Origin of the sequence: Streptomyces sp. NPDC096013, assembly GCF_044763565.1 — a bacterium.
Taxonomy (GTDB): domain Bacteria; phylum Actinomycetota; class Actinomycetes; order Streptomycetales; family Streptomycetaceae; genus Streptomyces.
On the sequence record NZ_JBIWGK010000006.1, the window covers coordinates 16,469 to 31,383 of the forward strand.

13 protein-coding genes are annotated in these 14,915 nt (G+C 71.3%); 7 read left to right on the forward strand and 6 right to left on the reverse strand.

Annotation, left to right across the window (positions count from 1 at the left end):
- Positions 1–19: 19 nt before the first annotated feature.
- The 3 genes from ACIRB1_RS20870 to ACIRB1_RS20880 form a co-directional block, all read right to left on the reverse strand.
- Complete coding sequence (locus ACIRB1_RS20870) at positions 20–2,674, reverse strand: RICIN domain-containing protein (RefSeq protein ID WP_403466521.1); 2,655 nt, start codon at positions 2,672–2,674, stop codon at positions 20–22.
- Between the two features lie 444 nt (positions 2,675–3,118).
- Complete coding sequence (locus ACIRB1_RS20875; protein WP_403466522.1) at positions 3,119–4,312, reverse strand: serine hydrolase domain-containing protein; 1,194 nt, start codon at positions 4,310–4,312, stop codon at positions 3,119–3,121.
- A gap of 254 nt (positions 4,313–4,566) precedes the next feature.
- Positions 4,567–5,487, reverse strand: coding sequence for a LysR family transcriptional regulator (locus tag ACIRB1_RS20880; protein ID WP_403466523.1), 921 nt, complete (start codon positions 5,485–5,487; stop codon positions 4,567–4,569).
- Positions 5,488–5,612: 125 nt separating this feature from the next.
- Between ACIRB1_RS20880 and ACIRB1_RS20885 the strand changes: the two genes are divergently transcribed.
- Positions 5,613–6,413, forward strand: coding sequence for an SDR family NAD(P)-dependent oxidoreductase (locus ACIRB1_RS20885; protein ID WP_403466524.1), 801 nt, complete (start codon positions 5,613–5,615; stop codon positions 6,411–6,413).
- A gap of 49 nt (positions 6,414–6,462) precedes the next feature.
- On the opposite strand, the gene ACIRB1_RS20890 is transcribed toward ACIRB1_RS20885, so the two are convergent.
- A complete protein-coding gene (locus tag ACIRB1_RS20890; RefSeq protein ID WP_403466525.1) occupies positions 6,463–7,212 on the reverse strand; it encodes a DUF4232 domain-containing protein in 750 nt (249 codons plus the stop codon).
- Positions 7,213–7,631: 419 nt separating this feature from the next.
- Here ACIRB1_RS20890 and ACIRB1_RS20895 point away from each other — a divergent pair, with 419 nt between their 5' ends.
- The 6 genes from ACIRB1_RS20895 to ACIRB1_RS20920 all read left to right on the forward strand — a co-directional run bounded on the left by ACIRB1_RS20895 (position 7,632) and on the right by ACIRB1_RS20920 (position 13,439).
- Positions 7,632–8,615, forward strand: coding sequence for an AraC family transcriptional regulator (locus ACIRB1_RS20895; RefSeq protein ID WP_403466526.1), 984 nt, complete (start codon positions 7,632–7,634; stop codon positions 8,613–8,615).
- Between the two features lie 460 nt (positions 8,616–9,075).
- Entirely contained in the window at positions 9,076–9,606 is a 531-nt protein-coding gene (locus ACIRB1_RS20900) for an RNA polymerase sigma factor (protein ID WP_328830569.1), read from the forward strand.
- A complete protein-coding gene (locus tag ACIRB1_RS20905; protein ID WP_403466528.1) occupies positions 9,603–10,457 on the forward strand; it encodes a zf-HC2 domain-containing protein in 855 nt (284 codons plus the stop codon). Before ACIRB1_RS20900 ends, ACIRB1_RS20905 begins: the two co-directional genes overlap by 4 nt.
- Positions 10,458–10,501: 44 nt before the next feature.
- Positions 10,502–11,311 carry an ABC transporter ATP-binding protein gene (locus tag ACIRB1_RS20910; RefSeq protein WP_403466529.1) on the forward strand — a complete coding sequence of 270 codons (810 nt, stop codon included), beginning with the start codon at positions 10,502–10,504 and terminating at the stop codon, positions 11,309–11,311.
- A complete protein-coding gene (locus tag ACIRB1_RS20915; RefSeq protein ID WP_403466530.1) occupies positions 11,308–12,762 on the forward strand; it encodes a hypothetical protein in 1,455 nt (484 codons plus the stop codon). Before ACIRB1_RS20910 ends, ACIRB1_RS20915 begins: the two co-directional genes overlap by 4 nt.
- Positions 12,763–12,863: 101 nt before the next feature.
- Complete coding sequence (locus tag ACIRB1_RS20920; RefSeq protein ID WP_403466822.1) at positions 12,864–13,439, forward strand: hypothetical protein; 576 nt, start codon at positions 12,864–12,866, stop codon at positions 13,437–13,439.
- Between the two features lie 31 nt (positions 13,440–13,470).
- On the opposite strand, the gene ACIRB1_RS20925 is transcribed toward ACIRB1_RS20920, so the two are convergent.
- Positions 13,471–14,241, reverse strand: a complete 771-nt coding sequence (locus ACIRB1_RS20925; protein ID WP_403466531.1) for a hypothetical protein — start codon at positions 14,239–14,241, stop codon at positions 13,471–13,473.
- Positions 14,234–14,827, reverse strand: a complete 594-nt coding sequence (locus ACIRB1_RS20930) for a SigE family RNA polymerase sigma factor (protein ID WP_403466532.1) — start codon at positions 14,825–14,827, stop codon at positions 14,234–14,236. Before ACIRB1_RS20930 ends, ACIRB1_RS20925 begins: the two co-directional genes overlap by 8 nt.
- Positions 14,828–14,915: the final 88 nt, after the last annotated feature.

Consider the following 14,915-nt stretch of genomic DNA (forward strand, 5'->3'; position numbering starts at 1 on the left):
CCCCACCCGCGCATCGGGGTCAGGACGGGTCGCCGTATTGCAGACCGCGTCCGTTGGTGCCGACGTAGACGCGCCCGAAGGTGTCGGGGTCGCCGGTGATGACGCCGACGCTTCCGATGGCGCCCCACTGGTGGGCGTCGTCGTTGATGCGGAGCCAGGTGGCGCCCTTGTCGGTGGAGCGGAAGACTCCGGTGACGTCCTTGACGGTGCCGAGCAGGTACAGAGCCTGGTAATCGGCGCCCGGGGCGGCCTTGCCGAAGCCGAGGGCGGAGGCGGACTTCACCGTGGTGAGTGTGGTGAAGGTGCGGCCGCCGTCGGTGGAGTGCAGCAGCCCCCTGTCACCGCCGGCGATCCACAGGTCCCCGGCGATGCCGGGGACGGCCGTGAGCCGGCCGGAGGGCAGGTTGCCGGCCCGGGCGGTGAAGCTCGCGCCGCCGTCGGTGCCGGCGTAGAGGGTGCCGCCGGAGAGGGAGTAGAAGGTGTTGCCCGAGGAGCGGTCGGCGACGACCTCGGCGTCGGCGCCCAGGCCGCTGACCCTCGACCAGCTCGAACCCTTGTCGGTCGAGCGGTACGGGACCTGACCGTCCTCGGTCCAGACGATGGTGGAGCCGTCCGCCGCAAGCGCGACATGACCCATCTGGGAGCTGCTGACCGGCTCCGCCTTGAAGCCGTTCCAGGTGCTGCCGCCGTCGGTGGAGTAGGCGCCGTCCTGGTCGCCGCCACGGCCGACGCGGACCATCATCGAGGGGTCGGACTGGGCGAAGTCGATGTCGGTACTGCTGCTCATCAGCGGGTTCTTCAGCCGTCCGGCGGGTACCTCGGTCAGGGAGCCGCCGTACCGGAAACCGCCCTGGTCGCCCATGGAGGTGATGAGGGTGGCGCCGCCGGGCGGGGCGATCGCGTCCGCCAGCGAGGTCTCCTCCAGCCCGCGGGCCCCGGAGACCCAGTGACTGGTGCCACCGCTGTCGGAGGCATTGGCGTCCTTGCTGCTCCAGATGCCGTTGCCGGTGCCGTACAGCGCGTGCCCGGAGTCGAAGGGGTCGATGGCCAGCGCGGTCATCCAGTGCCCGGTGTGGTCGCCGACGTACGGCGCGCCGGAGACGTCCCGTGCCGACTTGTCCGCCAGCGCCTTCCAGGTCGTACCGCCGTCGGTGGTGCGGTAGATCTCGTCCTCGGGCCACCAGCGGTCGAGGGTGGTGACCATCACCGTGGACGGCTTCTGCGGGTCGACGGCCAGACCGGAGAACCCGTAGGAGCCCTGCGAGGGAGAGACGTTCTTCCACGCGCCGCCGGCCGGGGTGTACTTCCACACCGAGCCCGCCGTCGCGTCCATGGGGCCGATGCTGTTGCTGTAGGACAGGTACAGCGATCCGTCAGCGGTGACCACGCCGTGCTGCGGCATCTGGCCGGTGGGCTGTCCGGCGACAGCCTGCCAGCTGGTGCCGCCGTCGGTGGAGCGGTACAGGGGCCTGGACGTGTCGTTGACGCCGGCGTAGACCGTTCTGCTGCCGGCCGGGCCGTACGTCACGAAGGAGATGCCCGCGCCGCTGCCCGCCCCGTCCTTGACGGGGAACGACGAGACCTGACTCCATGTCACGCCGTAGTCGGTGCTGCGCCACAGGCCGTTCTTGCGGGTGCCCAGCAGCAGGGTGGAGTGGTCGGCGGGGTCGATCGCGAGCCGCTCGCCCGCCCCCCGGCCGGATTCGTTGCCGCCCAGCTTGAACGGCAGATCGGTCCGCTGGAAGGTGCGGCCCCGGTCGGTGGAGCGCAGGATCGCGCCGTTGCCCGCCCAGTCGTTGGTGTAGGTGCCCGTCGCGAGGTAGAGCCGGCCCGGGTCGACGGGGTCGGTGGCCAGCGAGTCGATGCCCAGCAGGTTCCAGTCCTTCTCGCCGAGCCAGTCGGTCAGCGGGATCCACTGCTCGGCCCCGGTGTCCCAGCGGTAGGCGCCGCCCATGTCGGTACGGGCGTACAGCAGGCCCTTCTCCTTCTGGTTGAACACCAGGCCGGTGACGTAACCGCCGCCCACCACCTGGGCGTTCTTCCACACATACGGTCCGGCCGCGGCCGTGGTCTGCGCGCTGCCGGTCCCTGACGCCTGGCTCTCGGCCGTCTTCACCAGCTTCCACTGCTGGTTGGTGCCGCCGTGGCCCGGATACTGGATGATCGGCGCGCCCTCGGCCGTGGAGCCTCCGGAGACGTCCAGGACCTGGCCGCTCCTGCGTGAGGTGAGGGTGACGGCGTCGGAACTGCTCACATCGTCGATCCGCCACTCCTGGGAGGTGGCGGAGCTGTCGGTCTGCTGCTCGACGGCGGCCGCCCGGGCGGTCGACGCGCCGGCTATGCCCAGTACCTTGCCGCTGTTGCGGTTCACCAGCTCGTAGTAGCCGTCCCCGGCGGGTCTCAGCTTCCACTGCTGGTTGGCGGTGTGCTGGTCGGTCCACTGCTGGATCCGGGTGCCGTCGGCGGTGGAGAAGCCGTTGACGTCCAGCACCTTGCCGCTGCGCACGGAGACCAACTCGTAGGAGGCATTGCCGTCGACCGTCGCGGCCTGCGAGTCGTCCTGCACGAACAGGAGATACGGCACGACGGCGAGGGGCGCGCCGAGCAGCACAGCGGTGACAGTCCAGCGACGGCGGTGACGCCCGCGGCGCCCGCCGTGCGTGGGGTTGTTCATGGGGAGGTGCTCTCCTTGCATGCCGTTCACGGAGGAAAAGCGGATCCGGCCACCGGAACTGGCCGGATCCGACTCCTTGTGGTCACAGGCACCGCAAAGGTTGCCGCGAGCCGGAATCTTTTCCCCGTCTGACGCTGTCGGGGATGCGTCGGCGGGACAGGGCATGTGCCGGCGGAGGTTCCGAAGTGCCCGGCGGAGGCTCCGAAGTGCCCGGCGGACCGCTGCCTCTTCGGACCAGCCGATTTCTGTTCAGGCCAGGCCCGCTCGCGTACGGTCGACAGCGGTGTGATCCTGCTGAGGGTGCGACTTCGATTCTCGTCACCCGCTCCATGGATAAGGCCCAGGTCAGCGACCTGGGCCCTTTTGTTTCCCTTGGTGATCAGTTGTCGTGCGCCAGGGGTCGCAGCTCGGTGATCTCCCGGGGCCCCAATGCTTGGGCGGGTGTCAGTTCTGGTCGGTTGCGTCGCCGTAGACGTTGGCGGGGCTGACCACCTGGGTGATGGCCCGGCCGAGCAGGGTGCTGGGGTTCTCGCCGTTCGAGGGGATGTCGGTGTTGAGCAGGATCACCATCGTCGCCTTCTGGGCGGGCAGGTAGACCGTCAGGCTCTGGTAGCCGGGCAGGGAGCCCGCGTGGCCGATCCACCCGTGGTTGATGTCGATGCCGAGCCCGTAGGCGTCACCCGGCGCGCCGGTCGGCTGCGCGTTGAGGCGCTCCGCCTGGGTGCGCGAAGTCAGCAGTCCGCCTGTCGCGACGTTCTTCGCCCAGGAACGCATGTCGTCGAGGTTCGAGATCATCGCGCCGGCTGCCCAGCCCCAGCTGGGGTTGAAGTCCGTGGCGTCCGCCACCGTGCCGTCCGGCGTCTGATCGGTGTAGCCGTGGGCGTGCGGCCGCGGGAACTCGGCCGCCTTCGGCAGGAAGGTGTGGTCCAAGCCGCTCGGCTGCGTGATCAGGTGCCGGATCACGTTCCTCAAGGGGCGGTGGGTGACCTTCTCGATGACCAGGCCGAGCAGCACGGTGTTGGTGTTGGAGTAGTCGAACTGCGTGCCGGGTGCGAACTGGTTGGGGTGCTCGAAGGCGATGCGGAGCAGCTCACTCGGCTTCCACTGGCGATGCGGCTCGGTCGCCAGCAGGTGCTGGAAGCCCTCGTCCTTGGTGTAGGCGAACAGGCCGCTGCGCATGTTCGCGAGCTGACGCAGCGTGATGTGCTCTCCGTCGGGCACTCCGTCGACGTACGCGGAGATCGGGTCGTCCAGGCCGACCTTGCCGCGGTCGACGAGCTGGAGCAGCGCGGTGACGGTGAAGGTCTTGGTCTCGCTGCCGATCCGCATGTTCAGGTCAGTGCGCATCGGGGTGCGGTCTTTCGTGTCCGCGACGCCGAAAGCCCGCACGTAGCGCGGCTGTCCGGGCTTCCAGACGCCCACGATCACTCCAGGGACACCGGCGTCGGCGGCCGTCCGCCGGATCACCCGGTCGAGTTTCGCCGCGGTCGCTTCCCAGGGCTGTGACGCGGCGGCCGATTCCCTGGGAACCGGTACGGCGGCCGCGGGAGTGGCCATCGAGGGCAGGGCGGCTGCCGCGCAGGCAGAGATGACCATCGCGATGCTGAGCAGGGCGGTTAGGCCCTTCCGAGTGCACATGCGTTCTAGGTAAGTTCCGCCCGGTCTTTGCCCGCAGCGCCACGCCGCCCGCCAGCGGGCATTCATCCGAACGCCGGGGGCCCGCTCCGCAGAGAACGCCACCGAGAAGGTCGATCGGGCCGGCGCCCCAACGCCCCCGACCGAGCCGTCAGGCGGCGCGGGCATGGACGCGCGGCCCATTCTCACCACTGGAAGCGCCGCCCGTTTCCACCACCGGAAGGGCGGCCCATACAGGCCAAGGAAGACAGGCAGCGTTACGGCGCCGGAGTCGCCGGTCGCCGGAGCCCCGCGGCCTCGTGGCGCAGTGCCCCCACGGTGGCCGTCACCTCGGGAGAGCGGTCGTGGAGGGTTACGGCGACGATGGCCCGGCCGAGCCACGTGGGGTCGTCGACGTGGACGACGCTGACCCCGGAGGGGACCGACGCCGCGGCCACTTCGGGGAGTACGGCGATGCCGAGACCGGAGGCGACGAGGCCGAGGCGAGTGGGCCATTCGCGGGCGGCGTAGGCGATCCGTGGGTGGTCGAGGGTGGGCCAGGCACCGAACTGGGGGTCGTCGCGCAGGCCCCTTCCGACGATCCAGGGTTCGTCCCTCAGTTCGGTCACCGGGACGGGTCCGCGGCCGGCGAAACGGTGGCCTGCGGGAACGGCCAGCAACAGGCCGCCGTCGAGGAGCAGATCGCGCCGCAGTCCCTCGAAGTCGTAGGCGGGCAGGTCCGCCCCCACGCCGATCACCGCGATGTCGACGCGGTGGGCGCGGAGTTGACGCAGCTGGGTGGGCGAGGACGCCTCACCGAACCCGACGATCAGACCCGGGTGGTCCCTTCGGAGCCGGGCCAGGGTCCTGGGTACGAGCACGGCGGCGGCCGAGGGGAACGCCGTGAGGGCGACCCGTCCGGTGACGTGGTCCCGCAGCCCGGCGAGGTCCGTGCCGACGGCGTCGATCTCGTTGAGGGCCGTCGCGGCCCGACGGGCGAGCAGCACGCCCGCGGGAGAGGGGGCCACCCCGCGGGCGCCCCGGACGAACAGCGGCACACCCGCGGCGGCTTCCATCGCCGCCACCTGACGGGAGACCGCCGACTGCGTGTATCCGAGTGCGTCGGCCGCGGCGGTGAACGATCCGGTGTCGACCACCGCCTGCACGACCCGGAGACCCGTGAGAGTGAAGTCGGCCATCCCGCCACCCTGACACATTCCAGAACCGCATGTCTCCCATGAGAGACCTTCGCTGGTGGAATGCCTGGCGCGGAAGCACGCTGGAGGAGCGACAGCAGACGACTCACGCACAGGGAGCAACGGTCATGGCGAAGACCTGGTTCATCACCGGCAGTTCGAGGGGCTTCGGCCGCGAGTGGACGGAGGCGGCGCTCGAACACGGCGACCGCGTCGCGGCGACGGCGCGGGACATCACCGGGCTGACCCCGCTGGCCGAGCGGTACGGCGACGCGGTACTGCCGATCAAGCTCGACGTCACCGACCGCACCGCGGTGCACGAGGCGGTGCGGCTCGCCCACTCACATTTCGGTTCGCTGGACATCGCCGTCAACAACGCCGGCTACGGCCATTTCGGCATGGTCGAGGAGGTCACCGAGGACGACCTCCGGGCCCAGATGGAGACCAACTTCTTCGGCGCGGTATGGGTCACACAGGCCGTACTGCCCTTCATGCGGGCACGACGCTCGGGCAGGATCCTGCAAGTGACCAGCGAGGGAGGCGTACGCGCGTTCCCCGGCATCGGCGCCTACCACGCCTCCAAGTGGGCTCTTGAAGGGCTGTCGGAATCCCTGGCCCAGGAAGTGGCCGCGTTCGGCATCCACATCACCAACGTCGAGCCCGGTCCCTACGCCACCGACTGGCTGGCGCGCGGGGCCCGGCACAGCGAACGCCACCCCGACTACGCCGAAGCACACGCCGCCGGACAGGAGTTCGAGGTGGGCGACCCGCATGCCACCCGCGACGCGATCCTCCGGATCGTCGACATGGAACACCCCCCACTGAGGATCCTCCTCGGCAAGTCCTTCACCGACATCGCCGCTCTGTACGAGGAGCGTCTGAACACCTGGCGCCAGTGGCAGCCGCTCTCCCTGGCCGCGTTCGGCTGAGCGTGAGCGGCGGCACCGGGTGTCAGCAGTGAACGGTGAGTGGCCGCGCCTACTTGCCGGAGCCGACGTGGTAGCCGACGGGGTCGACGACGACATCCGGAACGGTGCCGCTGGCAGGGGTGACGGTGATGGTGAGGTCGTTGAGGTTCACGATCTCCCCGACCGTGTTGTTGGGCGGGGTGACGAGGAGCCGGGTGTAGGTCTTGCCGGAGCCGCTGGTGTCCGGGCTGAAGTGCAGCAGGAAACGGGTCTCCTCGCCTCGCCCGACGGTGACGGTGGAGGCCGTGGCGTCGGCGCGGGCGGCGTCGGGCCCGGTGTCGCCCAGGCCGTCGGGGCCCACGAGTTGGACGCCCGGGAAGCCGTGCATGGTGCACGTGCCGGAACCGGTGTTCTTCAGGTTCACGACTATCTCGTCCTTGACCCCGCTGGCGGTGGCGCTGAAGGCGAGATGGTCGGTCGTGCACTTGGCGGCCGACGTCGAGGACTGCGCCTGGGCGGCGGTTCCGCCGCCCTTCCCGGAGCGGGTGGAGCCGGACGAGGAGCCCGTGGAGCCCGTGGAGCCGGACGAGGAGGAACCCGACGTAGCGCCCTGGCCGCCGGTCGAGGTGCCACCGGTCGACGTGCCGCCCGTGGAGGTGCCACCGGTGGTGGACGTGCTCGCGCCGGTGGAGCTGCTCGCGGCGGTGGACGCGCTGGTGTGGGCGGAAGCGCTCGATCCGTCGCCGCCGCCGCACGCGGTCAGCGAAAGGCCGGCAGCGGCGACGACGAGAGCGAGGGCGGACATCTTCTTGACGCGCATCGGTACTCCTGGGTCCTGGGAAGCGGTGTCGTATCGGCCGCTCGCTCCGGCTGAGCGGCGACGGTCGCTTCATAGGAGGCCGGTGCCGGGCGAGGAGTTGCCGCGGGAGTTGCACCAAGACACCGCTGTGACACGGGAGTTGATCCGCCGTTACGGACGGGGAGGCAAAACGGGCAGACCGGTCCCATCGCAACGGCTGTGTTCTCGCCGGTGAGGCGCCGGGACATGAGGTCGAACTCCGAGATCTCCGACAAGGCCGGCCCGAGGCGACGCGGACGTCGTCGTCCCGTTCCGGTCAGACCCGCCGCGAGAGGGAAGAGAGGGAAGGACGAGGGAAGAGCAGGGACACGGCGGGAGGCACTCGGTGGCGATAATGTGCACCGCCCCTCGTACGGTCCGAAGGCGCAGGAGGTTGCGGTATGCACCACTCGCCCCACCAGGGCCAGGACGTGCTGAAGTTGCGGACGACGGATGTGGACGAGGCTCGGCAGGTTCTCCGAGATCGCTTCTACGCCAACTTCATCGACGTGCCCGACGGCAGCACCGCGTTCACGGCCCGGTACGACATCGCCGCCTTCGGTCCGCTCACCCTCGGACGGCTGGCCTTCGGCGAGGAGGTGCGCATACGGTTCGGGGAACTCGGCTCCTACCACGTGGACATCCCCCTCGGTGGCCACCTGGCGTGGCGTCAAGGAGCGCACACCAACGCGGTGGCGACCACCACGAACGCCGCCGTCTTCCAGCCGCACGGCGACACGGCCCTGGACCGAGTGAGCACCGACTGCTCCATGCTGGCCGTGAAGATCGACCCCAAGGCCCTCAACGACCAACTCGAACGCCTTCTCGGCCGACCGCTGCGCAGCCCGGTCGTCCTCACGCCCGAACTCGACGTCGCGCACGGCGCGGGCCTGAGCTGGGTCCGGATGGTCCGCGCGGCCTTCGCCGAGATGCGGGCCGGCGGGCTGCTCACTCGGCCGGTGGTCGCCCGCCCGCTTCAGGAGGCCCTGCTGACCGGGCTCCTCCTCGCCACCGGCCACCGCTACCGCGACGAGCTCGACCGACCCCAACCCGCCCTGCGCCCGGGCCCCGTCAAGCGTGCTGTCGAGGCGATGCACAGCATGCCGCAACACCCTTTCACCGTAGGAGAGTTGGCCGGTCTCGCCGGGGTGAGCGTGCGGCGGCTCCAAGAAGCCTTCCAGCAGTACGTCGGCATGACCCCCTTGGCCTACCTCGCCGACATCCGCCTCGCCCGCGCCCACGACGAGCTGCGCCGCGGCACACCGGGCGAAGTGAACGTGAGCGAGGTCGCCCATCGCTGGAGCTTCGACCACCTGGGCCGCTTCGCGTCCCGCTACCGGGCGCGCTTCGGTGAGCTGCCCTCGCAGACACTGCGTTCCGGGTGACCACGGCCCGGCCCGCCACCAGCGCCCCGCGCTGTGCGGACAACAGCCGCGCTCAGTGGATCGTGCGCGGCGGATGCCACGGGCTAGATTCCTGGAGTTCGCGCGTACGCGTCTGAGGTCCGCCGCGCGGACATCCGCCGGCCCGTACTCCGCTCCTTCGGGCCGGTCACCGCCCGTCGGCGCCCCCCGAAAGCCACGGGCGGGTCGGCAGCACACATGCGGCCCGGAGCTTGCCGCGGTGTACTGCTCGACACCGGTCAGGGCCCGGGCCGGAGTCGGCGCCGGCCCGGACCCCGACCGGATCGAAGGCACACCGCTGAGGCAGGACGCCCGGCAACTGCCGGCACCCCCACCCCGACACCGCCCCCTACGTGTGACACAGCTCACCCCTAGAGGAAAACCCGCGCTCCGTCGCCCGCGTCTAGCCGGTGTGAGACGAGTCAGGAAAGTGCCGGGTGAGATGGACGAGGAGCGGCTCGTCCGGCTGGTGGCCAGGGGGGACCGTGCCGCGTTCGACGAGCTGTACCGGCGTACCGCACCGTGGCTGGCCGTGCGGCTGCGGCGGCGGTGTGCCGATGAGCAGATCGTCGCCGAGGTGATGCAGGAGACGTATCTGGCGGTGTGGCGGGCGGCGGGGGCGTTCGCGGGGGCCTCGGTGGGCGGTACGGCCGTCGGGTGGCTGTGGACGATCGCGGCGCGGCGGCTCGTCGACGCCTTCCGGCGCCGGGCCCATCACGCCGAGCCGCCGCCGGCCGCCGCTCCCGCCGGTGCCGCGCCCGCCGCCGAGGAGGAGGTGCTCGCGGCCACCGTCGGCGGGGACGTCGGTGACGCGCTGCGGTGTCTCGCGCCCGAACTCCGCCAGGTTCTCCAGGCGTTGGTGCTCGACGGGCTGTCCGTGCGCGAGACCTCCGTCCTGCTCGGACTGCCCGAGGGCACGGTCAAGACACGTGCCCGCCGGGCCCGGATCGCGATGCGGAGGGCCCTGACATGAAGGCTGCCAAGAGCGTGGAGCATGTATCGGCCCGGTTGATCGACGGGTACGCGCGGGGCCTCGGCGAGCCGGATCTCGGTGCCGACGAGGTGTGGGCCGTAGAGGCGCATCTGGAGGGGTGTCGGGGGTGTCGGGAGCGGCTCGCGGGGGCTGTCGACGGGCGGGTCGCCGGGCTTGTCGAGGGGGTGTGGGCGGGGCTTGAGCCTCGGCTGGACGCTCCGGTGTCCCGGCGGCGGTACCGGTCCGTGCGGGTGTCCGGGTGGGTGACGCCGGTGATGGTGCCGTGGCTGGGGATGGTGGTGAGTGTCGCACTGGTGGCGTTGCTGCTCGACCTGGTCGGGGGCGGGTTCGGGTTCGGCGGTGGGAGCGGCGGGGTGTCGCTCGTCCTGTTGTGCGCGCCCGTGCTGCCGGTGCTCGGGGTCGCGGTCTCGTGGGCCCAAGGGCTCGATCCCGCCTACGAGTTGACGGCTTCCGTGCCGCGGGCCGGGCTGTATCTGGTGTTGCGGCGTACGGCGACCGTGCTCGTCGTGGTCGTGCCCGCGCTGGCGGTGGGCGGCTGGGCCACGGGGGTGCCGGGGGTGACGGCCGCGCAGTGGCTGCTGCCGTGTCTGGCCTTCACTTCTACGACGCTGGCGCTCGGCGGGATCGTCGGGGTGACCCGGGCCGCCGTCGCGGTGGTCGTCGTATGGGCCGGGGTGGTGGTGACGCCGACCGTGGCCGCCCATCGTGCGACCTTCGCGCTCCAGGCGGGCGGACTGCCGGTGTGGGGGGCCGTCCTCGGGCTCGGTGTCGGGGCCGTGGTCGTGGCTGCCCGTAGGGGTGCGTACTCCGTGCTGGGGGTTCATCGGTGAGCGAGCGAACCCCTGCCACGCAATCTACCGAGAGGGAACCTCACATGATGTCCGCGGTGAGCGCGGCCGATCTCGCGCCGACGGCCTACGCCTGGGAGATCCGGGCGAGCGGTCTGAAGGTCAGGGCCGGACGGAAGCGGATGGCCGTCGACGGGCTGGATCTGTCGCTGGGTACCGGGGTGCACGGTGTCCTCGGGCCGAACGGGGCCGGGAAGACCACGCTCATCCGGGCGTTGGCGACCGTACTGCGCCCCGCCGGGGGGACGTTGGAGCTGCTCGGGGAGTCCGCGGGCGGGGTGGGTGAGCATCGGGCGCTGCGGCGGCGGATCGGGTATCTGCCGCAGGAGTTCGGCTACTACAAGCGGTTCACCGTGCGTGAATTCGTCGAGTACATGGCCTGGTTGAAGGAGGTGCCGAAGGCGGAGATCCCCGGGGCGGTCCAACGGGCCGTGGAACGCGTGGGGTTGGCCGACCGTGCCGATGAGCGGATGAAGGCGCTCTCCGGGGGCATGGTGCGGCGGGTCGGTATCGCCCAGGCCATCGTCAACGACCCGGCGATCCTGCTGCTCGACGAACCGACGGCCGGGCTCGATCCGGCCCAACGGCTGCGCTTCCGGAGCCTGTTGCAGGAGTTGGGGGCGGACACGTGTGTGGTCGTGTCGACCCATCTCGTCGAGGATGTCGCCGTCGCGTGCAGTGATGTGGTGCTCTTCGCCGAGGGGCGGCTGGTCTTCCAGGGCAGTCCGGACGAGCTGGCCGCGGCCGGTGGTCCCGAGCACGCGGGCGACAGTCCGTTGGAACGCGGGTACTCGGCGCTGCTGCTGGACCCCGAGCGGGAGAGGGGTTCCTGGTGAACGCCCCTGCTCCGCGCGTCGGCGCGACCCTCCGCGCCCCGCGCCTCGACGTCAACCTCCGTGTCCTGCGTACCGAGTTGAGACGCTCCGTCGCCCCCTGGGCGGGCGGGGTGATCCTGGTCGGCGCGCTGGCGTTCCTGTATCTGCTGAACGCCTCCTGGTGGCGCGGCACCACCGCGTGGACGGCGCAGTGGACGTCCCTCGCGCTGTGGACCCGCGGTCTGCTGTTCTATCTCTGGCCGCTCGCCGTGGGGTTCGGGGCGTTGCAGGGGCTGCGCGACCGCCGTTCGAAGATGGTCGAGCTGCTGACGAGCACACCCCGGCCCGCCCGGCACCGCGCGGCCGTACCCGCGGGCGCGACCGCGCTCACGCTGGCCTCGGCCTTCGCGCTCGTCGTCGCCGTGGGCGGGGTGCAGGTGATCGCCAACACGAGCTACACGCACGCCGGTTGGCTGCCGGTCACCCTGATCGCGGTGCTCTTCCTCGTCGCCGGGGCCGTACTGGGCATGGGCGCCGGGCGGGTGCTGCCGTCGGTGCTCACCCCGCCGCTGATGGCCATGGGCGCCTTCGCGTTCACCGCGCTCATGCACTCGTCGCTCGGCCGTACGGAGAAGCTCGACCCGGCGATCGGGTTCACGACCACCGAGCCGAACCGGCTCTCCCTGCTGTCGCCCGAGGTGGACGAGGTGCGCAGCACGCTCGTCACGCTCTCCGCCGCCGTGCACATCGGGCAGACGATCTGGGTCCTCGGCATGGCCGCGACCGGCTTCGCCCTGCTGGTCGCCGCGAACCGGCGCGCCCGGCTGCTCGCCCTCACCCCCGTCGTGGCGGGCGCGGCACTCGCCCTGCTCGTCCTGCCGTCCGCCCCGAACCGGATGTACGTCGTCGACACGGCCGCCGCCGCGCCGGTGTGCGACGGCCCGGTGTGCGTGGCCAGGGTCCACGAGGACCGGCTCGCCGCACTGGCCGGTCCCGGAAAGGAGGCGCTACGGCTGCTGCGCCGCGCCCTCGGCGACCGCGCGCCGGTCTCGGTCCGGGAGAACACCACCGTCGCGCCGTGGGGCTCCACGCCCAAGTGGTCTCGTACGACGGTGCTGTTCACCTTCGACGACGACGTCGTCGCCGACGCCGCGACCCCCGGGGAACTGACCTCGGCACTGCTCGCCAAAGGCATGGTCCCGGGGTGCGATCCCGTCGGCTGGAGCGGTTTCGGGGACGACCAGTACGCGGAGACCGTCGCGGTGGGCTGGGTCCTCGGCGACCTTCGCCCCCTGCCGGGCATGCCCGCAGGGGTAGACGGCGAGATCGAGGCCAAGTCCCGCCCTGTGTGGGAGCAGTTGAAGGCGCTTCCCTGGTCGGGACAGCTCGCGCGGATCAACGCGATGCGCGGCGCCGCGCTGGCTTGCAAGGGGGACCCGTTCGAGGTGGTCTCGGGTCGGGAGGCGGAGTGAAGTCGTCCCGCCTGCCGGTGAGATGGCCGCGCGATCGAGTGAAGTCGTCCCGCCTGCCGGTGAGATGGCCGCGCGATCGAGTGAAGTCGCCTCGCTTTCCCCTGCGATGGCTGACGCTCTACGCCCGTTCCCGTCAAGTACCCGCCTCCCTGGCCGCCTTGGTGATCGGGGCGGTGAGCGTGTGGGCGGTCGCGCCGAGCCATGGTGTCGGGGCCGGTGATCCTCGGCCGGCGGTGCTGGGGATGGCCGTGGGAGTGGTGGCTGCCTCGGTGGGGTTCGGGGGGCAGGATGTCGCGCTGGATCGGACGGCCGCGGTGCGGTGGGTGCCGAGGCGGGCGGCGCATGTTCTGGTGGCCGGTGTGGTGGTCGCCGCGGTGTCGTGGGGATGGTGGTCGTCCGGCCAGGAGCCGGGCGGGGCCGAGGTCCTCGTGCGGGACAGTGCCGGGCTGACGGGGCTGGCCGCGCTGGGGGCCGCCCTCTCGGGTGGGCAGTACGCGTGGACGTTGCCCTTCGGCTGGCTCTCGTTCTCGTTCTTCGCGCCGCCCGCCACCAGTACGGCGACCCAGGTGACGGGCTGGTTGCTGCTGCCGCCCGGCACCCCGGCGGGGGCCTGGACGGCCTTGGTCCTCCTGGTCGCCGGCACCTCGGCGTACGCCCTCGCGGGGCCGAGGCGGTAGGGGGCGAAGGTCAGGGGTCGGGGGTCAGGGGTCAGGGCTGGGTTCCGGTCACCGACAGCGACGTGCCCGTCTTCATCGACGCGTAGAGCCACTTCGCGTCGGCCGAGCTCACCTCGATCAAGCCGCCGCTGACCCCGGGCCTGCCGGCGTTCTGCTTGTCGAAGCCGAGGGACGCGCCGACATAGACCGGTGTGTTGTCGGCGTCGCGCAGTTCGACGGCGTACGAGATCTCGGCGTTGTAGCGGGAGCCGTCGGCAGGGCCGGTGACGGCGGCGAGCGTGAGGTCGGGCCGCCTGTCGTACACCGTCAACGGGCCGGTGAACTTGGAGATGTTGATGACGCCGCTCGACAACGGGATGATCCGCTTCCCTACGAACATGACACGTTTGCCGAGGTTCAGGGTGCCGACAACGGGTGTGGCCTGAGCGGTGGTTGACGGTTCGCGCGCGGGGGTGGAGGCCGAGGGGACGGGTGTCGCCGCCATGGTGGTGGCCGCCGGGATGCCGTTCTCGTACCCCGGGGCCGCGGGTTGTGTGGAGTGGCGGGGGTTCGACGAGTCGGTCAGATCCAGGGTCGAGGCGTAGGCGACCAGGGCTACAGCTGCCGTGGCCGCGACAACGATGCCCGTCACGCGGCGGCGGGCTCGGCGCGTGGCCCGGACGCGGACCTGGGCGCCGGTGAGGGGCGAGTGGGTCTCGTTGCGCGCGGCGAACTGACGTAGCGCGAGGGAGAGTTCGGCGTCGGCGCCGGTGTGGTCGGTCCGGGTGGGGTCGGTGCCGGTGCCGGTGAGTTCTTCAGACACGACCGCTCTCCTTCCGGACCGGAGTGACCGGAGTGACCGGAGCGCTTGGGGCGACTGGGACGGCTGGGGGAACCGGAGTTGCCGGAGTGACCGGGGCCGCCGGGGTGTCCGGCTCGTCGACCGCCAGGTGTTTCGCCAGAGCCGCCCGGCCCCGGAACAGCCTCGCCTTGACCGTACCCACCGGCGCGCCCGTCTCCGACGCTATCCGCTCGACACTCAGGTCGCACAGATGGTGCAGGACGATCACCCGCCGCTGCGCCGTGGGCAGTTGGCGCAGCGCGGCGACCAGCGCGGTGTGGTCGGGGTCGGGTCCCGGCACGGACTCGGGCGGTGGCGTTCGGCGCACCAGTTCCAGCCAGCGCCGCGCCCGGCGCCAGCGGCTGACCGCCAGCCGCATGGCGACCGTACGGATCCACGCCTCCGGCGCCTCGTCCGCGAGGAAGGCCCCGCGCCGGTCCCAGGCCCGTACGAACGCCTCCTGGACCACGTCCTGCGCCTCCTCCCGATCTCCGGTGAACGCCGCGAGCTGGCCGGTCAGACGGGGAAACGCGGCCGCGTAGAAAGCGTCGAACTCGTCCTCGGTCATGACCTCACCGGCGTCTTGGAATTCCCGTGCAACCTGACGGCCCTCGCGGTGCGTACAGGTCCCGAACACCGCGTTCCTCACCACACGG

Coding starts and splice junctions, on each gene's coding strand:
- ACIRB1_RS20870 (WP_403466521.1), bottom strand. CDS start 2,674: ATGAACAACCCCACGCACGGCGGGCGCCGCGGGCGTCACCGCCGTCGC.
- ACIRB1_RS20875 (WP_403466522.1), bottom strand. CDS start 4,312: ATGTGCACTCGGAAGGGCCTAACCGCCCTGCTCAGCATCGCGATGGTC.
- ACIRB1_RS20880 (WP_403466523.1), bottom strand. CDS start 5,487: ATGGCCGACTTCACTCTCACGGGTCTCCGGGTCGTGCAGGCGGTGGTC.
- ACIRB1_RS20885 (WP_403466524.1), top strand. CDS start 5,613: ATGGCGAAGACCTGGTTCATCACCGGCAGTTCGAGGGGCTTCGGCCGC.
- ACIRB1_RS20890 (WP_403466525.1), bottom strand. CDS start 7,212: ATGCGCGTCAAGAAGATGTCCGCCCTCGCTCTCGTCGTCGCCGCTGCC.
- ACIRB1_RS20895 (WP_403466526.1), top strand. CDS start 7,632: ATGCACCACTCGCCCCACCAGGGCCAGGACGTGCTGAAGTTGCGGACG.
- ACIRB1_RS20900 (WP_328830569.1), top strand. CDS start 9,076: ATGGACGAGGAGCGGCTCGTCCGGCTGGTGGCCAGGGGGGACCGTGCC.
- ACIRB1_RS20905 (WP_403466528.1), top strand. CDS start 9,603: ATGAAGGCTGCCAAGAGCGTGGAGCATGTATCGGCCCGGTTGATCGAC.
- ACIRB1_RS20910 (WP_403466529.1), top strand. CDS start 10,502: ATGATGTCCGCGGTGAGCGCGGCCGATCTCGCGCCGACGGCCTACGCC.
- ACIRB1_RS20930 (WP_403466532.1), bottom strand. CDS start 14,827: ATGACCGAGGACGAGTTCGACGCTTTCTACGCGGCCGCGTTTCCCCGT.